The organism is Sanguibacter sp. A247 (assembly GCF_052324925.1).
Classification (GTDB): domain Bacteria; phylum Actinomycetota; class Actinomycetes; order Actinomycetales; family Cellulomonadaceae; genus Flavimobilis.
Window position 1 is genome coordinate 397,885 of the sequence record NZ_JBQPRE010000001.1, and the last position, 24,230, is coordinate 422,114.

Consider the following 24,230-nt stretch of genomic DNA (forward strand, 5'->3'; position numbering starts at 1 on the left):
GGTGGCCGTGAGCACAGCCCTGTACCGCCGCTACCGTCCGGACTCCTTCGCCGACGTCGTCGGGCAGGAGCACGTCACCGGGCCGCTGCGGCAAGCGCTGCGCTCCAACCGCGTCAACCACGCCTACCTCTTCTCAGGCCCCCGCGGCTGTGGCAAGACGACGTCCGCGCGCATCCTTGCGCGGATCCTCAACTGCCACGCCAACACCTCCGAGAGCCCGACGGACACCCCGTGCGGCACATGCCCGTCGTGCATCGACCTGGCGACAGGTGGCTCCGGCAGCCTCGACGTCGTCGAGATCGACGCGGCAAGCCACGGCGGCGTCGACGACGCTCGTGAGCTGCGCGAGCGCGCGACCTTCTCGCCGACGCGCGACCGCTTCAAGATCTTCATCCTCGATGAGGCGCACATGGTGACGCCCCAGGGCTTCAACGCGCTCCTCAAGATCGTCGAGGAGCCCCCGGCCTACCTCAAGTTCATCTTCGCGACGACCGAGCCCGACAAGGTCATCGGCACGATCCGCTCGCGCACGCACCACTACCCCTTCCGGCTCGTTCCGCCGGAGGTCATGGTCCCGCTGCTCGAGAAGCTCTGCGCGTCCGAGAACGTCGCCGTCGGCGCGGGCGTGCTGCCGCTCGTCGTACGGGCGGGCGGTGGGTCTGTGCGCGACACGCTCTCCGTCATGGACCAGCTCATCGCCGGGTCGGGGCCCGAGGGCGTCGACTACGAGCTCGCTGTCGCACTGCTCGGGTACACGCACACGACCCTGCTCGACGACGCGGTCGAGTCGGTCGCGTCGCGCGACGGCGCGGCACTGTTCCGTGTCGTCGACCGCGTCGTGGGGTCGGGGCACGAGCCCCGACGCTTCGTCGAGGACGTGCTCGAGCGACTGCGCGACCTCATCGTCCTGGCGGTCTCGGGTGATGACGCGGCGGCCGTGCTGCGCGATGTCCCCGCCGACCAGCTCGAGCGCATGCGCTCGCAGGCCACAGCCATGGGCACGGCCGAGCTCTCGCGCGCGGCCGACCTCGCGAACGACGCACTCACGACGATGAGCGGCGCCACCTCACCCCGCATGCACCTCGAGCTCTTGTGCGCGCGCCTCCTGCTGCCCGCCGCGTCCGGCGGCGAGCAGTCCCTCGCGGCGCGGCTAGACCGGCTCGAGCGCGGGCTCGGTCCCGCAGCCGGGCACGGTGGCGCCGCCTCGCCCGACGCCGCGCACGGCGGCACCGTCCTCGGCATGAACGCTGCCCCACGCCAGGAGGCAGCTCCCGAGGCGACTCGCGGTGAGACTGGGCGTGGGGATGCCGGACGTGGTGACACCGGGCGCGGGGCCTCGGCCGCACGGGCCGCGCTCGCGGCCGCGACCGGGCGCGCGCCTGGGGCCGCGCCGGCTCCCGCTTCCGCGCCGGTCCCCGCTTCCGCGTCGGTCCCCGCCACCGCGCCTGCTTCCGCTCCCTCGGACGTGTCGACGGTCGCGGCCGTGCCTGGGACCGTTGCGGACCCTGAGCTCGCAATCGTTGCCGCGCCGCGCGCCGAGAACGACGACGTGGCCGTCGCGGACCAGGGGACAACCTCGAGCGCACCGCCGCCGTGGGACCCTCCGACGCCGGCAGCCGCAGACCCCGTCGCGCAGCCGAACGACGCGCACGAGCCTGCGCAAGAGGTCGCGCCTGAGCCGGAGGTCGAGCCGGCCGCTGCGCATGAGTCTGAGCCCGAGTCTGTGCCTGTGCCTGTGCCCGTGCCCGTGCCCGAGGCCGAGCGCGCGACCGAACCCGAGGCCGAGGCCGAGGCCGAGCCCGTATCCGTGTCCGTGTCCGACGGAGAGGTCGAACGCGCGGGCGAGAGCATCCCCGAGGTTGCGCCTGAGCACGTGCACGCACCGGCTCTCGCTGGTGCGCCCGAGGCAGCGACTGCGTCGTCGTCCGCGCACGACGCTCCGAGCGCACCGACCGACGAGGCCCGTGCTCCGGCAACGACTGCGGGCGAGGACTCCGAGACTCTCCGCCGCCGCTGGGACGAGGTGCTGGCGACTCTCGCCGACCTCAAGAAGGCCACGTGGGTGCTCGTCAAGGACAACGCCCGTGTCGCCGAGCTCACGCAGACGACCCTGCGCCTCGCGTTCACCGCGCCCGGCCTCGTAGGGGCGTTCAGCAACGGCCCGCACAGCGGCCTCGTCCAGCAGGCCGTCAAGGAGACCCTCGGCTACGACGTACGCGTCGAAGGTGAGGTCCAGGGCGAAGGGGCCGTCAGCGAGAGCGCCCCGTCGCCGGCTCCCACATCGGCCCCGTCGGGTTCGTCGAGCTCGGCTCCCGCGCTGACCTCCGCGCTGACCTCCGCGCCAGTCGCGTCTGCCGCCGCGCCGGCCGCGTCCGCGCCCGCTGGGCCTGCGTCCGCGCCCGCTGCGCCCCAGGTCATCGACTCGTGGGACGTCGTCCCCGTCGGCACCTGGAGCCCCGACGCGCCCGCTGCGCCGACCTCGGCAGCCGCGCCGACCTCGCCAGCCGCGTCGGCCGAGCACGCTGCACCGGCCTCGTCCGTCGCACCGGCCTCGCCCGTCGCACCGCGCGAGGCAGTCGCACCGCGCGAGGCAGTCGCACCGCACGAGGCCGCCACGTCCCCGTCCGCGCCGACGACCCACGACGCACGCCCGATCCCCGCGCGTGCCGAGCCAGTGACCCTGCCTCCCGCGCCCGTGAGCCGGGCCGCCGAGACCCCCTCCGGCCGCGCCGCGTCCGTCAACCCGGGTCCCGCCGACGCCGTCACGCGACTCAGCGGAGCCGCAGCGGCGCGCGCCGCCGCGCTCGCCGGACGCGCAGGTGGCAGTCAGTCACGCACCGCGCACACAGACGAGCCCCCGCACGACGACGTCCCCCCGCCCGACGAACCCTCGTACGAGGACTACGAAGACTCGGTGCCCTTCACCGAGACGGCACTCATGGGCGTGCCCCTCGTCGTGCAGATTCTCGGCGCCACCGTCCTCGAAGAGATCACCGACCCGGACGCCTGAGCACACCCCCGCACGCGGCGGCACTCAGTGTCGGAGCCTGCCGATAGGCTCAAGGGGTGTACGAAGGAGCGGTTCAAGACCTCATCGACGAGCTCGGGCGGTTGCCCGGGGTCGGCCCCAAGAGCGCCCAGCGCATCGCGTTCCACCTGCTTGCAGCAGACGCGGACGACGTGCGTCGCCTCGTCGACGCCCTCACGCAGGTCAAGGAGCGCGTGAAGTTCTGCGAGGTGTGCGGGAACGTCTCGGAAGAAGAACGCTGCCGCGTCTGCCGTGACGCGCGGCGCAGTCAGACGGTCATCTGCGTCGTCGAAGAACCCAAGGACGTCGTCGCCATCGAGCGCACGCGCGAGTTCCGCGGGACGTACCACGTGCTCGGTGGGGCCATCAATCCCATCGAGAACGTCGGGCCCGACGACCTGCGCATCTCCCAGCTCATGGCACGCCTCGCCGACGGCCAGGTCACCGAGGTCATCCTCGCGACTGACCCGAACGTCGAGGGTGAAGCAACCGCGACCTACCTCGCGCGTCTGCTCGGCCCCATGGGTCTGCGCGTCACTCGTCTCGCGTCAGGCCTGCCTGTCGGGGGAGACTTGGAGTACGCCGACGAGGTGACGCTCGGTCGGGCATTCGAGGGACGGAGAGTTGTTCATGGGTGACGACGCACGCATGGCGCTCCCCGGCGGAGTGAACGAGGTCGAGGGCGCGTTCGCCGAGCAGGCGAGCCACTTCGTTTCGACGGTCGCACAGATCGCGTCGGGCGCAGCTCCCGACGCCGCGATCCCCGTCCTGCTCCTCGCAACGTCTGACATCCTCGCGGCAGGCGCACGCCTGGGTGCGATGATCGACATCGTCCCGGCAGAGGAGTTCGAGCCCGACTCGGGCCCTGACACCGACGTCGAGCCCCTGCGGCTCGCGCTCGCCACGATCCTCGACGGGCTCGACGCGTACGCCGAGGTCGTCGACCCCGTCCTCGGCGACGAGACCGACCGCACGAGCCTGTCCGACGGCCTCGCCGAGATCACGCTCGCACTCACCCAGGGCCTCGCCCACCACGAGGCCGGTCACGCAACCGAAGCCCTGTGGTGGTGGCAGTTCACGTACCTGTCCGGGTGGGGCGCGACCGCAGCCTCCGCAGCACGGGTCCTCGCCCTCATCCTCAGCCACCTTCGGCTCGACGTCGAGGACGACGTCGCCGCCGAGGCCGAGTACGACGCGTTGCAGCGCCACACGACCGGATGACCTCAGGCGGCCTCGACCTGTCGACGACGACGATCCTGCTGCTCGTCGTCGCCGGCTTCACCGCCGGGTGGGTCGACGCCGTCGTCGGCGGTGGTGGTCTCGTCCAGCTGCCCGCGCTCCTCCTCGTCCCCGGCATCAGCCCCGTCCAGGCGCTCGCGACCAACAAGCTCGCCGGGATCATGGGCACGTCCGTCGCCGCCGTGACCTTCTACAGGCGCGTCGGCCCCGACCTGCGCACAGCCGCGCCGATGGCCGCGTGCGCGTTCGGCGGCGCCATCGGCGGCGCCGCCCTCGCGAGCCGCATCCCCGCCGATCTCTTCACGCCCATCATCCTCGTCGTCCTCATCGGCGTCGCCGCGTGGACCCTCCTGCGGCCCGCGCTCGGCACGTCCTCCGAGCTGCGGTGGGAGGGCAACCGGCACCGCCTGACCGCGGCCGCCGTCGGCCTCGCGATCGGTGCGTACGACGGGCTCCTCGGCCCCGGCACGGGAACGTTCCTCGTCATCAGCCTCGTCGGCCTCCTCGGCTACGCGTTCCTGCCCGCCTCCGCGATCGCCAAGATCGTCAACTTCGCGACCAACGCCGGAGCTCTCGTGATCTTCGTGCCGCACGGAGCCGTCCTCTGGGGACTCGGGCTCGTCGTCGGCGCCGCCAACCTGTGCGGCGGCTACCTCGGAGCGCGCATGGCCGTCGCGCGCGGGTCCGGATTCGTGAGGGTCGTCTTCGTGCTCGTCGTCTCCGTGCTCATCGTGCGTCTTGGCTGGCAGGTGCTCTCCCGGTGACCTGGCGGTCGACCTCGGGCGGGCAGGTCTCGCGCCCTGCCCCGCGGCAGAGTCGATCAAAAGGGCTGCCGTCCGTAGCGATCCGCAGTACCGTGGAAGAAGGTCGTGCGCGTCCGGCGCGCGCTGGGAGGAAGGAGGTGGCGTATGGGCATCGATGACCTCGCCGCTAAGGCGAAGAGTGCACTGGCGGACCACGGCGACAAGGTCTCGGACGGTCTGGACAAGGCCGCCGAGTTCGTGAAGTCGAAGACGTCCGATGACGTCGACACGAAGATCGACTCCGCTGTCGACGCCGCCCAGGGCTTCATCGCCAAGCAGCAGCAGGCCTGAGAATCAGCCCCCGACGCCCGCACCCCCTCACGGCGGTGCGGGCGTCGTGCTGTCGGCGCGGCGGTGCAGCGGCGCGGCGGTGCGGATAGCGGATCGTGACGTGGGGAGCGTACGGATCGACTATCGACGGGCCGACGCCCGGGTACAGGGGGCGCAGTGGTCCGGGGGGCGGACGGGGCGTGGTTCTCGCCGGCCGGCGCGGCTACGATGACGACGTTCGAGCACACATCTGGTGGACGTTTAGATCAACGGGACCAGTGAAGAAAAGAGAACACATGGCACTCATCGTGCAGAAATATGGCGGCTCCTCGGTGTCCGACGCCGAGAGCATCAAGCGTGTAGCCAAGCGCATCGCCGAGTCGAAGCGGGCGGGGAACGACGTCGTCGTCGTGGTCTCTGCCATGGGCGACACGACGGACGAGCTCATCGACCTCGCCCAGCAGGTCACGCCTGCGCCTCCGCAGCGAGAGATGGACATCCTCCTCACCGCGGGCGAGCGCATCTCGATGTCGCTGCTCGCGATGGCGATCAACAACCTCGGCGTCAAGGCCAAGTCCTTCACGGGTCAGCAGGCCGGCGTCATCACGGACGCCGTGCACGGCAAGGCGCACATCGTCGACGTCGTGCCCTCGCGCGTGCGCGAGACCATCGAGAAGGGCTCGGTCGCGATCGTCGCCGGGTTCCAGGGCGTCACCCGCGACACGAACGACGTGACGACGCTCGGCCGCGGCGGCTCTGACACGACCGCCGTCGCGCTCGCGGCGGGGCTCGGCGCGGACGTCTGCGAGATCTACTCGGACGTCGACGGCGTGTTCACGGCCGACCCGCGGATCGTGCCCGCGGCCCGCAAGGTCGAGCGGCTCACGTACGAGGAGATGCTCGAGATGGCGGCGAGCGGGGCGAAGATCCTTCACCTGCGCTGCGTCGAGTACGGGCGTCGCTACGACGTGCCGATCCACGTGCGGTCCTCCTTCTCCGGCAAGGAGGGCACCCTCGTGACCAACCGACCCCAGACTGCCGACAACGGCGAGGAGCTCCCGATGGAAGACCCGATCATCACCGGCGTGGCTCACGACCGGTCCGAGGCCAAGATCACCGTCGTCGGCGTGCCCGACGTCCCCGGAACCGCAGCGCGCATCTTCGAGGTCGTCGCGACCGCGGGCGCGAACATCGACATGATCGTCCAGAACATCTCCGCCGCGCAGACGGGCCTCACGGACATCTCCTTCTCGCTTCCTGAGGGTGATGTTCCGGCGACGCTCGCGGCGCTGCGCGTCGCCCAGGACGAGATCAAGTTTGAGTCGTTGCAGTTCGACGACCAGATCGGCAAGCTCTCGCTCGTCGGTGCGGGCATGAAGTCGAGCCCCGGTGTCTCGGCGAAGCTCTTCGGTGCGCTGCGCGACGCAGGCATCAACATCGAGATGATCTCGACCTCCGAGATCCGTATCTCTGTCGTCACGCGCGAGGACTCCCTTGATGACGCGGTGCGCGCCGTGCACTCGGCGTTCGGGCTCGACGGTGACGCAGAGGCCGTCGTCTACGCAGGAACGGGGCGTTGAACCATGACTGAGAACCTCACTGTTGCTCTTGTGGGCGCGACCGGACAGGTCGGTGCCGTCATGCGCCGGCTCCTGGTCGAGCGTGACTTTCCTGTCGGTGCGATCCGGTTCTTCGCCTCGGCGCGTTCGGCGGGCAAGGTGCTCGACTGGAAGGGCACGGACGTCGTCGTCGAGGACGTCGAGACTGCGGACCTCGCGGGGATTGATATCGCGCTGTTCTCGGCCGGGGGCTCAACGTCGGTCGCGCAGGCCGAGCGCTTTGCCGCGGCGGGGGCCGTCGTCATCGACAACTCCTCCGCGTGGCGCCTCGACCCGGACGTTCCGCTCGTCGTCTCGGAGGTCAACCCGGACGCCGTCCTCGAGGCCCGCAAGGGCATCATCGCGAACCCCAACTGCACGACGATGGCCGCGATGCCCGTCCTCAAGCCGCTCTCGGATGCGGCTGGGCTGCAGCGTCTCATCGTCTCGACGTACCAGGCCGTCTCAGGCTCGGGCCTTGCCGGCGCAACCGAGCTTGCCGATCAGGTGCGGGCCGCGGTTGCGGGCGACGTCCCGCTCGAGGAGCTCGTCACCGACGGGTCCGCCGTCACGCTGCCGGAGCCGAGCAAGTACGTGCGGAACATTGCGTTCAACGTCGTCGCCGTTGCGGGCAGCATCGTCGAGGACGGGTCGCTCGAGACCGACGAGGAGCAGAAGCTCCGCAACGAGTCGCGCAAGATCCTCGGTCTGCCGGACCTCGCGGTCTCGGGCACGTGCGTGCGCGTGCCCGTGTTCTCGGGTCACTCGCTCGTCGTCAACGCCGAGTTTGGTGAGCCCCTGTCGCCCGAGCAGGCGACGGCGCTCCTCGAGGCGGCGCCGGGCGTCGAGGTGACCGACGTACCCAACCCCCTGCAGGCGGCGGGCGCCGACCCGTCGTTCGTCGGTCGCATCCGCGTCGACCAGTCGGTTCCGGGTGGCCGCGGGCTCGCGCTGTTCATCTCGAACGACAACCTGCGCAAGGGCGCCGCGCTCAATGCGGTGCAGATTGCCGAAGTTGTTGCGCCGCGCCTCGCTGAGGTGCGTGCAGCGCGCGTCTGAGCTTGGGCGCCGTCGTCGGCCCCCGTTCCGCCTGGCGGAGCGGGGGCCGACTGCATTTCTGGGGCGACGGCCTGCCGGGGCGCTCACCGCAGCTGGATCCCGAGACGGTCGACGAGCCAGCTGTCGCCGTCCCAACCGAACTTCACGAACCCGCCGCCGGCGAGTCCAGGCTCGATGTGCAACGCCGCGGGATCCGACGAGATGAGGAGTGGGTCCTGCTCGAACGAGAAGGCCCAGCCCTTCTCACCGGTCTCGACGATGTTGCCTTGCACCGGTGGGGTGATCCTGAAGGCCGCACCGGTGACGGTCGCGAAGGGCGGCGGGGGCGTGATGTCCGCGGCGATGGCTGCGCAGTTGCTGCATGCAGGGCTGAAGGTGCGGAGGAACGCGCTGCGATTGCCGGTCTGGAGGGCGAGCGTCCACGCGTCCAAGAAGTGGGCGAGGAGCTCGTGGGCCGCTACCGCGTCGGTCGTGAGGTCGACGTCTGGATCGTCGAACGCGGGCGGTGTGGATAGCTCGTTGGATCGGCCCGCCACGAATGGCGACGAGGCCGGGGGCTCAGGCTCGTCGGGCTCGGCGGCCGTGTCGGGAGCGGCGGTCTCGGCCGGGTTCTTCAGTGCGGGTGGGAGGGCGCGCGGTGCGTCGGCGGGGGCCTGGGCGACGGTCGACGGCGCGGGGTCGGGGCGTGCGGTGGCGGCTCCGACATCGCGGGGATCGGTGCCGCACGCTGCGAGGAAGGCTACGACGAGGACGGTGGTGAATGCCGCGGCGCGGCTCGACGGGCTGGGGCGGCGGTGCGTACGGGGCGTCGGCATGCGGGCGACGTTAGCGTCGGGGTACTGGCCGTCGTGCCGTGAGAGGGGGCAGCTGTGGAGCGGGTGGCGCTCGCAGGCTTTGTGGGCGCCGCCGCATGTGGCACCCCGCTACGATCACCGCATGACTTCAGGGGATGGCGCAGGTCAGTCGGTTGAACGCGAGCTTGAGGAGGTCGCGCGGGCGATCGCCGAGCGTGCGCGGCTCAAGGAGATGCTGCGTGCGGCAAAGGTGCGACTCGCGGCGGCTGATGCGACCGCGGCTGAGACACGCCGTTCCCTCGACGCCGAGACGGCGGACGTCCTGCGGCTCGAGGGATTCTCGTTCGCTCGCCTCGCTGCGAACGTCCGCGGGACGCGTGCTGACGACTTGATGAGGGAGCGCGGCGAGCAGGCTCGAGCCGAATCGGCGCACGCGACCGCGACGAGCCGGGCTGCTGCGGCGCGGACGGACGTTGACGACCTCACGCGGCGCCTCGAGGCGCTCAGCGGCCTCGATGCCCGTCGTCGGGCGGCGCTCGAGGCGAAAGCTGCGTGGCTGAGCGCCACCGGGCACCCGGCGGGCGCACGTCTTGACGATCTCTCGGCGCGACTGGGTGAAGCGCACGAGCTGAGCCGCCAGGTCGCCGAGGCGCTCGCGGCGGCTCGGACGGCGGGCGCGGGATTCGACGCCGTGCTCGGCCAGCTGGGGACGGCCGAGTCGTGGGCGACGTTCGACCTGTTCGGCGGCGGGATCCTCACCGATCTGGCCAAGCACTCGCACATCGATGAGGCCCAGCGGCTCATGGCGGACGCGGATGCCGCCGTCCGTCGCCTTCAAGCCGAGCTCGCGGACGTCGGCGAGGTCGCAACGGTCGATTCGGTGGGCGTGACGGAGGGGACGCGCCTCATGGACTACTTCTTCGACGACATCTTCTCGGCCATGTCGGTGCGGAACTCGCTCATCGACTCCCGCGCACGAGTGGTCACGGCGCGAGATGCGGTGCAGCGCGTCGAGCAGACACTCCGCGGTCGGGCCGGTCAGGCTCACGCCGAGATCACGCGCCTGAGTAGCGAACGCGACGCACTGCTTGAGGGGTAGTTGTTCGTCGGTCGCATCGGAGTGGCCGGGCAGGGGACAGGGAAAGTTTCTGTCCCTGTCGTGTGAACCCGTCAACGAAACACCGGTTTCGTTGACGGGTTGCTCGCGTCGCGGGTGTGACCTGGGATCCTCTCAGACCGCGCAAAGAAGGCACCAGCCAACCCGCGCCTGTCCACGCTCCTTGACCTGGCGCAGGCTCTTGACTGCCGTGTGACAGACCTGGTGGAGGGACTGCTGTCCCGCTGAGGGCGGTGAGACCCGGTGCCCTACGCCTCGACGAGCCCCACCCGGTAGGCGAGCACGACGGCCTGCACGCGGTCTCTGAGCCCGAGCTTCGCGAGGATCCGCGACACGTACGTCTTCACCGTCTCGGGCGTGATGACGAGCGCGGCCGCGATCTCCGCGTTCGAGAGGCCATTCGCGAGCTGGCGGAGCACCTCAAGCTCGCGCGCGGTGAGGACGGCGATGACGTCGTCCCGTGCGGAGCGTGACGTCTCCGCGGGCCGCAGCCGCTCAGCGAACCGCCCGATGAGGGCGCGCGTGACGCTCGGCGCGAGCAGCGACTCGCCCCGGGCGATCGTGCGGATCCCGTCGACGAGCTCGGCGGGTGGCGCGTCCTTGAGCAGGAATCCGCTCGCGCCGGCGCGCAGCGCCTCATAGACGTAGGCGTCGATGTTGAACGTCGTCACCATGAGCACCTTGGCCGGGATCGCGACGTCCGGACCGGCGATGAGCCGGGTCGCCTCGATGCCGTCGAGCACGGGCATGCGAATGTCCATGATGACGACGTCGGGCTGGAGCTCGCGCACCGCGTCGACGGCCGCGCGCCCGTCCGCCGCCTCGCCCACGACCTCGATCCCGGGCTGCGCCGACAAGATCGTCACGTAGCCGACGCGAATGAGCTCCTGGTCCTCGCACACGAGGACGCGAATCGGCGCGGTTCCCGCCCCAGCTCCCACTCCCGCTCCCACTCCAACTCCCGCTTCCCTCACGAGTCCTCCGAGGCCGAGGGGATCCGCGCGTGCAGCCGGAAGCCGCCCTCACGTGTCGGGCCCGCCTCGAGCGTGCCGTCGAGCAGCCGCACGCGCTCGCGGAGCCCTGCGATCCCCAGCCCCCCGGACGGCAGCGGTGCCGCGGCGACCGGCCCACCTCGTCCCGAAGCTGCGGAGCCGTCCGTCGTCACATCGATGTCGACGGAGGTCGCGCCGTGGCGCAGCGTCACCGTGATCGCGCGCCCAGGCGAGTGCTTGAGCGCGTTCGTCAGCCCCTCCTGGACAACCCGGTACGCGGTGAGCTCGACGGCGTCCGGCAGCGGCAGCCACTCACCGCCGTCGACCAGCTGGACGCTCTGCCCGGCCGCGCGCGCCTCGTCGATGAGGTCCGTGACGCGCCCGAGCGTCGGCCGCAGTGTCGGCCGCAGCGTCCCGGCGTCCGGTCCGTCGGCCGACCCCAGCACCCCGAGCAGGTACCGCAGCTCGGTGAGCGCGCGCCGGCCCGTGCCGCTGATCGCGGTGAGACCGTCGGCCGCGCGGTCGGAGCCGTCGGGCAGGAGGTACTGCGCCGCTTCGGCCTGGACGACCATCGCCGTCACGTGGTGCGTGACGACGTCGTGGAGCTCGCGCGCGATCCGCGCGCGCTCGTCGGACGTCGCGATCGCGGCCGCGAGCCGCTGCCGCTCCGCGGCCTCGGCCCGCCAACGCCGCACCCCCGCACCCGCGAGCCACATGATGACGAGAACCAGGTAGAACGCGACGAAGTCCGCGGGCCGGCTGGGCGACCCGAGCGACGTCAGCGCGACCGCCAGCGCACCGTACCCGGCGGTCGCCCCCGCCCCGACGCCCCGGCGTCCTCGCGCAAGGAACGCACCGGCCGTGTAGAGCGCGACGTAGAGGCTCACGCTCGCAAACGTCGGAGGGTAGGCGAGCAGCTCGTCGGCGGCCACCGCGAGCCCGACGAGCGCGAGGCACGCACCCGGCCAGCGACGACGCACCGCGAGCGGTGCACACTGCGCAACCAGCAACGCCACCCCGAGCGCGTCCCACGGGCGCTCGGGCAGGTCGCCGAGCACGACCCCGATCGTCGACGCAGTCGGCACCAGCCCCAGGCCGACGAGCACCAGCGCAAGGAGCCCGTCGCGCACGCCTGGCCGCTGCACGAGCAGCGCCACGCGCGCCGGGAGCACGAGCTGGGCCGCGCGCCTGAGGCGCGTGGCCGGACTCGCAGGCGGGGTAGGCGGCACGGTTCGAGCCTACGGGCGCGGACGCCGGGCCGGGACGAGCGTCCCGCGCCGTCTCGCGGCCACGAGCATGGCCGCCGCGACCAGCGCCCCGAGCAGCACGGTGACGAGCGACCCCTCAATCCCGAACTCGCCGCCCGTGAGCAGTGCCGGACCGGTCGCGTCAGCGGTGAGCAGGCCGGGGGAGACGTGACCCGAGACGGGAACGCCGAGCAGACCCACAGCGCTGTTCCACGCAAAGTGCAGCCCGATGACGAACCACAGGTTGCGTCGCCACAGGAATGCCGCGCCCAGCATCGCGCCCGCCTCGACCGCGATGGCGAACCCGCTCCACGCCGTCGCGCCCGGGTTGAGCAGGTGCACGACGCCGAAGAAGGCGGCAGTCAGGGCGAGCGCCGCCCAGCTGCCGAGCAGTCGCTCGAGCGCCTGCAGCGCAAAGCCCCGGAACATGAGCTCCTCGGTCACGGCGGCGCCGAGGGTCACCGCCAGGACGGGGACGACGACGGCGACGACGTCGACGTCGGCCGCGTGGAACGTGTAGCCGCCGAGCGCCGCGACGACCGACGCCGCAGCCGCAGCAAACCCCAGCCCGAGGCCGACGCCGAACAGTGCCTCAGGGATCGCGCGTCGGCCAGCGAGCTCGGGCGTGCTGCGTCTCGCCACGAGGCGCATGACCGCGAGGTACACGACGACCGCGACCGCGGCGCCGAGCGCGGGCACCACGGTGATCGGCTCGCGCCGTGCGGTCAGGCTCGCGACGATCCCGACGCCGACGACGCCGACGGCCATCCAGGCGACGGGGTGGCGCAGGCCGCGGGGCGCCGGGCCTGCGGGGCCGGAGGCTTGGGGGGTACCGGGTCGTGTGGAGACGGTTTCTGTGGACCCGGTTTCTGTGGAGTCGGGCGCCGGTGGGCGGGGTGTGGGCAGGGTCGTCATGAGTCCTCCGAGAGTGCGCGGCCGGCCAGTGTGGTGACCTGCAACAACGGTAGGAATCCGGGGTGCGGAGCGAATCCCCCGCCGGGAAGCAATGCGTGTAGCTCTCACGGGGGATGCCGGCTGTGGCGCTCGCGGAGCGCGCGGGCCGGTCGGTTGCGCGCACGCACCCGTCGGGGGTGCCTGGACGCAAGTGACGGGGGAGGTTGCCGGGACGAGCCGGACGAGCCGGGCGGGCGGGCGCGGCGGCACCCGTCGGCCGGCGCGGCCCGAGCGGGGCCGCGCACTCGGCCCCCGGGGCGAGCTGGTTGCGTGTGCGCACCCCGTTAGGGTGCCTGGACGCAAGCAACCGTGAGAGGTCGGGGACGAGCGGACGCGGTGGCACCCGTCGGGTGGGGTGGCCTGAGTGGGGCCGTGAGCTCGCCCCCCGAGCGAGCTGGTTGCGTGTGCGCACCCCGTGGGGGTGCTTGGGCGCAGTGAACCGGGGATGCCGGGGATGCCGGAGGCGCCGGGGGCCGGGGGCGGGGTGGCCTGAGTGGGGCTGCGCGCTCGGCGCTCGGGGCGAGTTCGTTGCGTGTGCGCACCCGGCGGGGGTGCCTCGACGCAACTAACCGGGGATGCCGGGGATGTCGGGGAGTTGGTTGCGTCCAAGCACCCCGTGGGGGTGCTTGGACGCAAGTTGCGGGGACGGCACCGGCGGGGGACGGCGCCGGCGGGGACGGGCGGGACGGGCCCGCCGAGGGCCTAGATAAGTGCCCGACGCTCGATCTGCTCGACCGTCGTCGACGCGTCGGCGACCCCCGCCCACGTGACCGCGTGCCCTGCCGCGAGCGACGCGCGCGCGTCGAGCACGCGCTGGTTGCGCGAGCCCCGAAACGCGAGGCGCAGGTCCTTCTGCTCGACGTCGAAAGGCCCGTCGACGAGCACGTCGATCGACGCGAGAAGCTCGGCCTTGTCTCCATGACCAGACGAGGCCCAGGCGCACAGCTCCTCGAACGTGTAGCCGCTCCACGCCCACACGTCCTTGGCGCGGCCGTGCTCAGCCCGCAGCCGGCGCACGACCCGCAGGCACACACCCGTGTTGAGGAACGGCTCCCCGCCGAGCAGGGTGAGTCCCTGCACGGCGGGGTGCGCGAGGTCCCGCGCGATGCGGTCGTCGAGCGCGTCGTCGAACACGGTTCCGTACCGGAACGACCAGGCGGCCTCGTTGAAGCAGCCGTCGCACGCGAACGGGCAGCCGCTCACGTACAGGGAGCAGCGCACGCCCTCGCCGTCGACCATGACGAACGGCTTGTAGTCGGCGATGCGGTCCTGGCTCAGGCGGTCAGAGGTCCACTCGGCCCGGGGCTCGTGCGCCACGTCAGGCGTCGGCCGACGCGTCGCCCGCGCCCGCAGCACCGGTGACGCCCGCAGCAGCACCGCTGACGATCGGCGCGGAACCGTCGGGCAGCGACCCCGTCGACCCGGCCATGTGCTTGACGCGCGAGGAGATCTCGACGTGGCGCCCCTTGACCATGGGCCGCTGCTGCGGGTTGCCCAGGTAGCCGCACGTGCGCTTGACGACGTCGCACGTCCGCGGGTCGTCGTTGCCGCACGCGGGGCACGCGAAGCCGCGCGCCGTCGGCGTGAAGTCGCCCTTGTAGTCGCACTCGAGGCAGTGGTCGATGGGCGTGTTCGTGCCGAGGTAGCCGACGCTGTCGTACGCGTAGTCCCACACCGCTTCGAGGGCCTTGGGGTTCTGCTGCAGCACGGGGTATTCGCAGTAGTGGATGAACCCGCCGGCCGTGAGCGGTGCGTAGACCTTCTCGAAGTCGAGCTTCTCGAACGGCGTCGGGTTCTTGCGCACGTCGTAGTGGAACGAGTTCGTGTAGTAGCCCTTGTCGGTGATGTTCTCGACGTCGCCGAACTTCTTCGCGTCGAGGCGTGCGAAGCGGTCGGTGAGGGACTCGCTCGGCGTCGCGTACACGGAGAACTGGTAGTGGTGCTCTGCGGTCCAGGCGCGGGCGTGCTCCGAGAGCGTCCGCAGGACGCGCAGCGTGAACTCCTTGGCCTCCGGGTTCGACTCCCACTCGCCGCCGAAGAACGCGGCAGCCGCTTCATAGAGGCCGATGTAGCCGAGCGACACCGTGGCGCGGCCGTCGCGGAAGAGGCGGTCGACGTCGTCCGTCGGCGCGAGACGCTCGCCGAACGCGCCGTGACGGTAGAGGATCGGCGCGTTCGCGGGCACGGCCTCCTTGCACCGCTCGACCCGGTACAGGAGTGCGTCGTGCACGGTCTCGAGACGCTCGTCGAGCAGCGCCCAGAACGCGTCGAGGTCGCCGCGCGTCTCGAGCGCGATGCGGGGCACGTTGAGGGTGACGACGCCGAGGTTCATGCGGCCTTCGACGACGTCGGCGCCCGACGGGTCGTTCCACCCCTGCAGGAATGAGCGGCAGCCCATCGGCACCTTGAACGAGCCGGTGATCTCGACGATCTTGTCGTAGCTGAGGACGTCGGGGTACATGCGCTTGGTCGAGCACTCGACGGCGAGCTGCTTGATGTCGTAGTTGGGGTCGTCGGCCGTGAGGTTGGTGCCGCGGCGCAGCGTGAAGATGAGCTTGGGGAAGATCGCGGTGCGGCGCTCCTTGCCGAGGCCGAGGATGCGCACCTCGAGGATTGCGCGCTGGATCTCGCGCGAGAACCAGCTCGTGCCGAGGCCGAAGCCGACGGACGTGAACGGCGTCTGCCCGTTCGACGTGAACAGGGTGTTGATCTCGTACTCGAGGGACTGCATCGAGTCGTAGATGTCCTTGCGCGTCTTGGCGCGGGCGTAGTCGACGCGGCGCGTGGCGTCGTCGATCCACTCTTCGGCGTCGGCGAGGTGCTTGGTGTAGTTGGCTTCGGCGTAGGGCTCGAGGAGCTCGTCGATGCGGTTGACGGAGCAGCCGCCGTACTGGCTCGAGGAGACGTTCGCGATGATCTGCGTGATCTGCGCGGTCGCCGTCTGGATGGAGCGCGGCGGGGACACCTGGGCGTTGCCGATGCGGAAGCCCTCGGACAGCATCGCGTTGAAGTCGATGAGGCAGCAGTTCGTCATCGGCGCATACGGGTGGTAGTCGAGGTCGTGGTAGTGCAGGTCGCCCTTGGAGTGGGCGTTGGCGACGTGCGCGGGCAGCATGCGCAGGCCGATGGCCTTGCCGACCGCGCCGGCGGTGAGGTCGCGCTGGGTGTTGAAGACGTCGGCGTCTTTGTTGGCGTTCTCGTGGACGACGCTCGAGTCCTTGTCGACGAGCTGGCCGATCGAGTGGTTGACGTCGAGCGACTGTGAGCGGGCGAGGTCGCGCTGCACGCGGTAGTCGATGTAGGCCTTGGCGACGCCGTACTCGTGGGAGGACAGGAGAGTGTGCTCGACGACGTTCTGGATCTCGTAGATCTGCACCTCATCCGCGTAGCGTGCGTGGAGCTCCGCGAGCGCGCGCTCGACGAGGTCGGTGATGGTGAGCTGGTGAAGTGCGGTGATCTCGCCGTGGACCTCGACGAAGGCCTTGGTGACGGCGGCGGTGATGCGACCGGTGTCGAATGCGAGTGCGCGGCCGTCGCGCTTGCGCACGGTGAGTGTGGCCGTCGGGGCCTCTGGCTGTGCGTCCTGCTCGGTTCCGTTCAGCATGGTCGTCACGTTGAATCCCGCCCTGTCTCCGTTGGCTGAGCACTACATCTAGTGGTGTTGCGCGGTTGCAAGACTAGATCTTGTGGTGCGCTGGGCCTAGGACGAAGGTCCCGGAGGGACGGCGTGACGTCGTCCCAGCGGCAGGAAGATGCCGCTGGATGCCACGGGTGTCATTTACCGCGTCGGGCGCGCCCGGAGGAGAGGGCGCCCGACGCGGCAGCGGGCTAGCGGTCAGCCCTCGTGTAGACGAAGCGCGCGACCTCGAGACGCAGCGCCTCGCTGAGCCCGGACAGCTGGCTCACGACCTCGCTCGCGTCACTCGCTGCATCGCTCGACGTCGTCGCAGTCGCCGCCATGCCGTCAGTGCTCGTTGCGATCTCGGTCGTCCGGGTCGCAGCCTCCGTCACCGACCGCGACATCTCGCTCGTCGTGGCAGTCTGCTCCTCGACGGCGGAGGCGATCGTCAGCTGGAAGTCGTTGATCGACGCGATGATCTGCGAGATCTCGTCGATCGACGTCACTGCTTGAGCCGTGTCAGCCTGGATCGCCTCGACCTTGCGCGCGATGTCCTCGGTCGCGCGCGCGGTCTCCTGCGCGAGGTCCTTGACCTCGCCTGCCACGACAGCGAACCCCTTGCCGGCTTCGCCCGCACGGGCAGCCTCGATCGTCGCGTTGAGCGCGAGAAGGTTGGTCTGCTCGGCGATCCCGGTGATCGCGCGCACGACCGTGCTGATCTCCTGGCTCGACCCGCCCAGGCGCGTGATCGTTGCGGTGGTCGTCCCGGCGACGACCGTGGCCTGCTCGGCGACCTGCGCGGCCTTCGCGGCGTTCTGCGCGATCTCGCGGATCGATGCACCCATCTGCTCGGCGCCGGCAGCGGCAGCAGCGACGTTGCGTGAGGCCTCGCTCGCGGCCGTGGCCACGGTGCTCGCCTGCGCCGATGCGTCCCGGGCGCTCGAGGCGACAAGCGTGCTCGTGCCCGCGAGGGAGGTGACAGCGCCGCCCAGCGTCTGGGTCGTGTCGCTCACGCCGGCGACGAGCGTCGTGAGGGTCGCCCGGGCCGCGTTGAGGTCCCGCGCGGCGTGGCCCAGCTCGTCGAGCAGGTAGACGGGCGCCTCGACCGTGAGATCGCCTCGGCTCATCGCGTCGAGAGATGCGCTCAGCCCTGAGGCTGACGCCCGGAGCCGTCGTGCGACAGACGTGGCCTGAACCCATTGCGCCGCCGCACACAGCACGACGGTTGCGAGGATGATCCACGTCGCCATCGTCGCCTGCTGCTGTGCAGCGACGCCCGCCTCCCCTGCCACCGAGCGGCCGATCATCTGCACGGAGACGACGGACACCGCCGTGACGATGAGCGCGAGGGTCATCGACCCGGAGAGGATCGCCGTCATCTGACGACGGATCGACGACGTCTTGGGCTGCGCCTCGGATGTGGGCGGAAGTGCGTGTGTCATGCCTCGGCCTCCTGGGATGCGGCGACGACGTGCATCGCGCGACTCGACGACAGGCCGGGTGTCCCCGCTACGGGCCTCGGGGCCCACCTTGGCCATCACGGTCCCTATCGGCTGTGACGGAGGCACTATGAGGAAATGCGCGTACTGGGCGCGGCGACCGAGGTGTGGACACTCCTTTCGGCAGGCGAGACTGGCCGTGTAGCCTCTCCCTCATGCAGATCCGTTGGTATTGGCGCTTTACGCAGGCTCCTGGTGGGGCCTCGCGGGCGTGCGCCTGACCGACAACCTTCCCACCGGAGCCAGCAGAGGGCCTTGGACGCGAGAGCGTCCGGGCCCTTCGTCATGAGACGGACGGCTCCCGCGGCGACGGGGCTCCGTCGACGAGACCTACCCGAGGAGCGCCACCCATGACCGCCACCACGCCGCTCGCCCCCGCGACGAGCGACCTTCGCGTCCGCGAGCTCGACCCGCTGCCGACGCCTGCCGAGATGCTTGCCGACCTCCCCCTGACGGGCGCGGCCGCTGAGCTCGTTGCCCGCTCGCGCGACGAGGTCCGCCGTGTCTTTGCGGGCGAGGACGACCGGCTCGTCGTCGTCGTCGGACCGTGCTCCATCCACGACGCGGACGCCGCGCTCGACTACGCCACGCGCCTGGCCGCGCTCGTCCCCGAGCTCGAGGCCGACCTGTGCGTCGTCATGCGCGTGTACTTCGAGAAGCCGCGCACGACGGTCGGCTGGAAGGGCCTCATCAACGACCCGGACCTTGACGGCACGCACGACATCCGCCGCGGCCTGCGCCTCGCGCGCGAGGTCCTCCTCGGCGTGCTCGACGAGGGCGTGCCTGCGGCGTGCGAGTTCCTCGAGCCGACGAGCCCCCAGTTCATCGCCGACGCGGTGACGTGGGGTGCGATCGGTGCGCGCAACGCCGAGTCCCAGGTGCACCGGCAGCTCGCGTCGGGCTTGTCCATGCCCGTCGGGTTCAAGAACGCGACCGACGGCGACGTGAAGATCGCGGTCGACGGCTGCATCACTGCCGCAGCCGAGCACACGTTCTTCGGGATCGACTCCGCGGGGCGCGCGGCCGCCGTCGCGACCGCGGGCAACCCCGACTGCCACGTCATCCTCCGCGGCGGACGTTCGGGCCCCAACTACGACGACGCGTCCGTGTCCGCGGCGCTCGACGTCGCCGAGGGCTCGGGCCTCGGCCGCCGTCTCATGATCGACGCCTCGCACGGCAACTCCGGCAAGTCCTGGGAGCGTCAGGCAGAGGTCGTGCGCGAGATCGGCGCGTCTGTCGCGGCCGGCAACCGTGAGATCGCGGCCGTGATGATGGAGTCGTTCATCGTCGCCGGGGCGCAGAAGCCCGCCCCGTCGGGCCTCGTCTACGGGCGGTCCGTCACGGACGAGTGCCTCGACTGGGGGACGACGGCCGAGCTGCTGCGCGGCTTGGCGTCGGATGTGCGTGCCCGTAGGGAGGCATGAGGGGCGTCAGCCCGCTGGACGAGGCTGCTCCGCATCGCGTGGGATGCGGCATAATGACGTCGTCGCGTGTTCGACCCGACGCAGGGGGCGGGTCGGCCGGGGCAGCGGCATCGCATGCGATGCCGCCCGATGAGGAGCGTGGCTTGTCACGCGCCACCCCCTGAGGCCCGCCTCGCGCCCGCGCGAGGCGGGCCTTTTCCGTTCTCGTGCGCGGTGCCCTCCGGCGAGGCGCGGGCGGCCCTCCGGCGAGGCGTGGGCGCGAGCCGGGAGCGGCGGCTAGCGGGCGATGTGCACGCGGGCGTGCGCGACCGCGGCGTCGAGGTCGTCGAAGAGGTGGTGCTCGCTCGCGAGCTCGTCGAGCACACCCACGCGCGTGAGCACGGGACGATGCTGCTCCTGGACGCCCTTGACGAGAACCGTGACGCCGGCCCGCTCGAGCGTCCCCACGAGCTCGGCGAGCGCGTGTGCTCCGGTCGCGTCGACGAGCCTCAGTCCGGACAGGCGCAGCACGACGACGCGGGCGCCGTGGTCGCGCAGCACGGTCTCGGCGATGCGGTCGGCCGCGCCGAAGAACATGGATCCGTCGAGCCGGAACAGGGCGATGTGCTCGTCGCCGTCGGTCGCGGGCCCGGGCAGGGGCTGACGGTGGACGACCGACGCGCGCGAGATCGCGCGCAGCGCGAGGAGCGCCGCAGCCGCCAGGCCGACGACGATCGCCTGCACCAGGTCGACCGCGATCGTCACGACGGCGGTCACGACGAGGACGAGCGCGCTGCCCCGCGTCGAGCGCAGCACCGTGCGCACCGCGCGGATGTCGACCATGCGGAACGCCGTCACCATGAGGACGCCCGAGAGCGCGGCGAGCGGGATGCGCCCGACGGGCCCGGTCGCCGCGTAGATGACGACGAGGATGACGAGACCGTGAATGACGGCGGCGAGCCGCGTCTGCGCGCCGGCGCGCACGTTGACCGCGGTGCGCGCGATTGCTCCGGTCGCCGGCATCCCGCCGAAGAGGCCAGCGGCCACGCTCGCGAGGCCCTGCCCGACGAGCTCTCGGTCCGGGTCGTAGCGGCGGGCGTCGTCGGGCAGCGTCTCGGACGGCATGGTCGCGGCCACGCGCGCCGACAGGAGCGACTCGATCGCGGCGAGCGCTGCGACTGCGACCGCGGGACCGACGAGCTCGCTGAGGAGCGCGGGCGTCACGCCCGGGATCGAGGGTGCGGGCAGAGCGTCGGGAAGCGCGCCGATGCGCGCGATCGGTGCGTCGAGAAGCTCGGCGGCCACCGTGACGAGGATGATCGCGACGAGCGAGGCGGGGAGCGCGGACCACACGCGCGGCAGGACGAGCATGAGCGCGACGACCGCGGCGACGGCTCCGAGCGTCCACACGACGGTCGAGCCGGCGCGCGGGATGACGTCGATCGCGGTGAGCAGCGGGTTCTCGCCGGCCTTCGCCACGACGCCGACGGCCGCGGGCACCTGCTGCAGGAAGATGATCGTCGCGATGCCGAGCGTGAAGCCCTCGACGACGGGCCATGGGATGAAGGTGACGACCCGGCCGAGGCGCGCGATGCCTGCCGCGAGGACGATCAGACCGGCCATGATGGCGACGAGCGGGACGGAGCCCGCGCCGTGGACGGCGACGAGCGGGGCCAGGACGACGGCCATGGCGCCTGTCGGGCCTGAGACCTGGACGCGCGAGCCGCCGAACACTGCGGCGACGATGCCGGCGACGACGGCGGTGACGAGGCCGGCGGCCGGGCCGACGCCTGAGCTCACGCCGAACGCGAGGGCGAGGGGGAGTGCGACGACGCCGACGGTGACGCCGGCGAGGAGGTCGCTGCGGACGCTCGTGAGGCGCGGCATGGCGGAGAGACGGGGGGCGCGCTCGGGCGCGGAGGTGGGGGTCATCGGGCGGGCGTCGTGCGGGACTCGGAACGCACGGCTGCACTCCTTCCGCCATATCTTATGGCGGACGGAGGGCAGATTCGTAGGACGTCTGTCACCGCCGCTCGCGCGCGGGTCGCGGCGGCGGCCGGGATCAGCTTGCGTCGGTGCCCGTGGTGGCTCGCGACACGGGCGTCGCACGCGCGTCGAGCACCTGCGCGACGATCGCTTCGACGGCGAACTCGGTGGCCTCGCCGAGCTCGACGGCTGCGGGGTCGAGGAGCCACTGGATCTGGAGGCCGTCCATGACGGCGAGGATCGAGGCTGCGGCGCGGTCGACCGTCTCGGGTGCGGTCACGCCCTCGTCGGCGCACATCGTGCGGAATGCCGTGGCGACCTCGTTGCGCAGGTTGACGTAGCGCTCCTCGAAGAAGCTCCGGGCAGGGTGGCCGTCCGTGACGGCCTCGCTGGACAGGACGGTGAAGGCCTGGACGATTCCGGCGCGACGCGCGTTGAGGAACGCCGTCTTGACGAGGTGGCGGAACAGCTCGGCGCCGCCGGGGATGTGCTGGGTGGGGAGGTCCTCGACGTCTTCGTCGTCCCGGAACTTGAGGACCTCGAGGAGGAGGGCGCTCTTCGAGCCGAAGTAGTGGAGCACGCCGGCGTGCGTCATGCCGACCTGCTCGGCGATGTCGCTGAGCGGGCCCTTGTACCCCTTGGCTGCGAACGTCGCGATGGCCGCGCGGAGGATCTCTTCACGGCGCTGCGCCGTCTCGGGGCGGGGCTGGAGCGTCCTGCGAGCGGTCGGGCTGACCATGGTGAGAACTCATCTCGTCGTCGTGCAGCGGGTAGTGGGGTGCGAGCCGCGGAGGCCATGGAGGTCGGCGCCGTCCATTGTCGTTGCGGAACTGTGACACTGTCGACTTCCCATCTTACTTTCTCGACAGTAAGTTAAGGCCAGCCAACCTGGCAACGGCCCCGACGAAGGGGCTCGGTCCACTTCAGGAGCGACGATGAAGTCATCCATCAAGGCCGCGGCGGCCCTCGCCACGGCAGCGGTTCTACTCCTCACCGGCTGTGGCGGTGGAGGTACCAGCAGCACGGCCACCGGTGGCACGAGCACAGGCGGCGCGGCTACCGGCGCGGCACTCACCATCGCCAAGCCCGACGGTGCCATCACCACCGAGTCCCACAACCCCTTCCTGGGCGACACCTCTGCATCGATGTACGGCTACCGCATGGTGATGTTCGAGACGATGGCACTGGTCAACACGGCCGACCCGTCGGTCGTCACACCGCGCCTCGCCTCGAAGGTCGAGTGGAATGCCGACTACACCCAGCTCACCGTCACCGCGCGTGAGGGCGTCACCTGGCACGACGGCAAGCCGTTCACGATCGCCGACATCGTCGGCACGTTCGACATGTACCTCAACGAGCGCCTCACCGACTCGGCGGCACTCAACTACCTCGGCGCCGACGTCGACGGCGACACCGCAACCCTCAAGTTCAAGGACTCGAAGTTCGTCAAGCGCGGCTCCGTCCTCCACATCCCGATCGTTCCCAAGCACGTCTGGGACAACATCGCGGACCCCGCGACGACCCCGCTCACCGGCGAGGGAGAAGCAGTCGGCACCGGGCCCTACACGCTCGACTCGTGGACGACGCAGTCGGTCACGCTCAAGGCCAACCCCACCTGGTGGGGTGGCGAGCTCGCCGTCCCCGAGCTCCACTACGTCTCCTACGGCGACAACGCGGCCCTCACGACCGCCCTCGCCACGGGCGAGGCTGACTGGGCCCAGGCCTTCCTCCCCCAGATCCAGGAGTCGTTCCTCGGCGTCGACCCGGCCAACCGCCGGGTCATCACCCCCACGGCCGGCGCGGCGACCCTCTTCCTCAACCTCACCGCCAAGCCGTTCAACAACCCCGCGCTCCGCGAGGCCCTGGCGTGGACCATCGACCGCTCCGCGTATGTCGAGATCGCCCGTGAGGGTGCCTCCGCCATCGTCGACTCGGTGACGGGCCTCGGCCCGTCGCTCCAGAAGGACGTCGTCGACGAGTTCGCCGGGCAGGTCTACACGGTCGACGTCGAGAAGGCCAAGTCGATCCTCACGGACGCCGGGTACACCGGTGTCGGCACAGCACTCGTCGACCCCGACGGTGAGAAGGTCACCTTCGCTGTCTCCGTCCCCGCGGGATGGTCCGACTGGAACACCCAGCAGGCGCTCCTCGCCGAGGAGCTCAAGCAGCTCGGCATCGAGGTCACCATCGAGCAGCCTGACTGGGGCGGCTGGGACGAGCAGCGTCAGCGCGCCGAGTTCGGCGCGATCATCCACTGGCTCGACGGAGAGGGCGCCTGGGGTGTCTACGACTCGATCATGAGCACCCGCTGGATCGATGAGAAGGAAGACACCGCCCAGTTCAACTTCGGGCGGTACACCAACCCGGCCGTCGACGAGGCGCTCAGCGCCTACGCCACCGCTGACAACGACGACACCCGTCGCGAGGCCATGACGACGATCCAGCGTGCGTTCGTCAAGGACGTCCCGGCGATCCCGCTCGGTTCGCACCCGCTCATCGGTCTGTTCAACGAGCGCAGCTACACGGGCTGGCCGACCGAGGACGACATGTACGCCTCGGTCGACCCGACCCAGGCCGAGATCACTCTCGTCCTGCAGAACCTCAAGCCCGTCTCCTGACGGT

The 24,230-nt window shown here is 71.0% G+C and carries 20 protein-coding genes; 11 read left to right on the plus strand and 9 right to left on the minus strand.

Translation table 11 applies throughout. The annotated features are described in order from the left end of the window. Positions 1–7 precede the first annotated feature (7 nt). From ACTVCO_RS01735 to ACTVCO_RS01765, 7 genes are all read left to right on the plus strand, one after another. Complete coding sequence (locus ACTVCO_RS01735; protein WP_443726659.1) at positions 8–3,010, plus strand: DNA polymerase III subunit gamma and tau; 3,003 nt, start codon at positions 8–10, stop codon at positions 3,008–3,010. Positions 3,011–3,066: 56 nt separating this feature from the next. Then, on the plus strand, positions 3,067–3,666 hold the full coding sequence (gene recR / locus ACTVCO_RS01740) for a recombination mediator RecR (RefSeq protein WP_443726660.1): 600 nt from the start codon (positions 3,067–3,069) through the stop codon (positions 3,664–3,666). After that, entirely contained in the window at positions 3,659–4,249 is a 591-nt protein-coding gene (locus tag ACTVCO_RS01745; RefSeq protein WP_443726661.1) for a DUF5063 domain-containing protein, read from the plus strand. The genes recR and ACTVCO_RS01745 overlap by 8 nt, the downstream gene beginning before the upstream one ends. Beyond that, positions 4,246–5,031: a TSUP family transporter gene (locus ACTVCO_RS01750; RefSeq protein WP_443726662.1), complete on the plus strand. Its 786-nt coding sequence runs from the start codon at positions 4,246–4,248 to the stop codon at positions 5,029–5,031. Before ACTVCO_RS01745 ends, ACTVCO_RS01750 begins: the two co-directional genes overlap by 4 nt. Positions 5,032–5,175: 144 nt before the next feature. After that, positions 5,176–5,361, plus strand: a complete 186-nt coding sequence (locus ACTVCO_RS01755) for an antitoxin (RefSeq protein ID WP_443726663.1) — start codon at positions 5,176–5,178, stop codon at positions 5,359–5,361. A 275-nt stretch (positions 5,362–5,636) separates the two neighbouring features. Further along, positions 5,637–6,920, plus strand: coding sequence for an aspartate kinase (locus ACTVCO_RS01760; protein WP_443726665.1), 1,284 nt, complete (start codon positions 5,637–5,639; stop codon positions 6,918–6,920). Between the two features lie 3 nt (positions 6,921–6,923). Continuing rightward, positions 6,924–7,997, plus strand: a complete 1,074-nt coding sequence (locus tag ACTVCO_RS01765; protein ID WP_443726666.1) for an aspartate-semialdehyde dehydrogenase — start codon at positions 6,924–6,926, stop codon at positions 7,995–7,997. 83 nt (positions 7,998–8,080) lie between these two features. Here ACTVCO_RS01765 and ACTVCO_RS01770 read toward each other — a convergent pair whose 3' ends face one another. After that, positions 8,081–8,812 (minus strand): hypothetical protein, encoded by a 732-nt coding sequence (locus tag ACTVCO_RS01770; RefSeq protein WP_443726667.1) that lies wholly within the window; start codon positions 8,810–8,812, stop codon positions 8,081–8,083. Between the two features lie 121 nt (positions 8,813–8,933). On the opposite strand from ACTVCO_RS01770, the gene ACTVCO_RS01775 reads away from it, so the two are divergent. After that, the gene (locus tag ACTVCO_RS01775; RefSeq protein WP_443726668.1) at positions 8,934–9,890 is read left to right on the plus strand and encodes a hypothetical protein; all 957 of its coding nucleotides are present in this window, start codon (positions 8,934–8,936) and stop codon (positions 9,888–9,890) included. A 126-nt stretch (positions 9,891–10,016) separates the two neighbouring features. After that, positions 10,017–10,136: a helix-turn-helix domain-containing protein gene (locus ACTVCO_RS01780; RefSeq protein WP_443727134.1), complete on the plus strand. Its 120-nt coding sequence runs from the start codon at positions 10,017–10,019 to the stop codon at positions 10,134–10,136. Positions 10,137–10,156: 20 nt separating this feature from the next. Here ACTVCO_RS01780 and ACTVCO_RS01785 read toward each other — a convergent pair whose 3' ends face one another. The 6 genes from ACTVCO_RS01785 to ACTVCO_RS01810 form a co-directional block, all read right to left on the minus strand. Further along, positions 10,157–10,849, minus strand: a complete 693-nt coding sequence (locus tag ACTVCO_RS01785) for a response regulator (protein ID WP_443726669.1) — start codon at positions 10,847–10,849, stop codon at positions 10,157–10,159. Positions 10,850–10,878: 29 nt separating this feature from the next. Continuing rightward, positions 10,879–12,129, minus strand: coding sequence for a sensor histidine kinase (locus tag ACTVCO_RS01790; RefSeq protein ID WP_443726670.1), 1,251 nt, complete (start codon positions 12,127–12,129; stop codon positions 10,879–10,881). Between the two features lie 9 nt (positions 12,130–12,138). Next, positions 12,139–12,915, minus strand: a complete 777-nt coding sequence (locus ACTVCO_RS01795) for a lysostaphin resistance A-like protein (RefSeq protein ID WP_443726671.1) — start codon at positions 12,913–12,915, stop codon at positions 12,139–12,141. An 888-nt stretch (positions 12,916–13,803) separates the two neighbouring features. Continuing rightward, positions 13,804–14,418 (minus strand): anaerobic ribonucleoside-triphosphate reductase activating protein, encoded by a 615-nt coding sequence (gene nrdG / locus ACTVCO_RS01800; protein WP_443726672.1) that lies wholly within the window; start codon positions 14,416–14,418, stop codon positions 13,804–13,806. A 1-nt stretch (position 14,419) separates the two neighbouring features. Beyond that, positions 14,420–16,705, minus strand: a complete 2,286-nt coding sequence (gene nrdD, locus ACTVCO_RS01805; protein WP_443727135.1) for an anaerobic ribonucleoside-triphosphate reductase — start codon at positions 16,703–16,705, stop codon at positions 14,420–14,422. Between the two features lie 224 nt (positions 16,706–16,929). After that, on the minus strand, positions 16,930–18,162 hold the full coding sequence (locus ACTVCO_RS01810) for a methyl-accepting chemotaxis protein (protein WP_443726673.1): 1,233 nt from the start codon (positions 18,160–18,162) through the stop codon (positions 16,930–16,932). Positions 18,163–18,569: 407 nt separating this feature from the next. Here ACTVCO_RS01810 and ACTVCO_RS01815 point away from each other — a divergent pair, with 407 nt between their 5' ends. After that, positions 18,570–19,643 carry a 3-deoxy-7-phosphoheptulonate synthase gene (locus ACTVCO_RS01815; protein ID WP_443726674.1) on the plus strand — a complete coding sequence of 358 codons (1,074 nt, stop codon included), beginning with the start codon at positions 18,570–18,572 and terminating at the stop codon, positions 19,641–19,643. A gap of 276 nt (positions 19,644–19,919) precedes the next feature. Here ACTVCO_RS01815 and ACTVCO_RS01820 read toward each other — a convergent pair whose 3' ends face one another. Together ACTVCO_RS01820 and ACTVCO_RS01825 are read right to left on the minus strand one after the other, a co-directional pair. Further along, positions 19,920–21,554: a SulP family inorganic anion transporter gene (locus tag ACTVCO_RS01820; RefSeq protein WP_443726675.1), complete on the minus strand. Its 1,635-nt coding sequence runs from the start codon at positions 21,552–21,554 to the stop codon at positions 19,920–19,922. Between the two features lie 130 nt (positions 21,555–21,684). Next, a complete protein-coding gene (locus ACTVCO_RS01825) occupies positions 21,685–22,347 on the minus strand; it encodes a TetR/AcrR family transcriptional regulator (protein WP_443726676.1) in 663 nt (220 codons plus the stop codon). Between the two features lie 196 nt (positions 22,348–22,543). On the opposite strand from ACTVCO_RS01825, the gene ACTVCO_RS01830 reads away from it, so the two are divergent. Continuing rightward, the gene (locus ACTVCO_RS01830) at positions 22,544–24,226 is read left to right on the plus strand and encodes an ABC transporter substrate-binding protein (protein ID WP_443726678.1); all 1,683 of its coding nucleotides are present in this window, start codon (positions 22,544–22,546) and stop codon (positions 24,224–24,226) included. Positions 24,227–24,230: the final 4 nt, after the last annotated feature.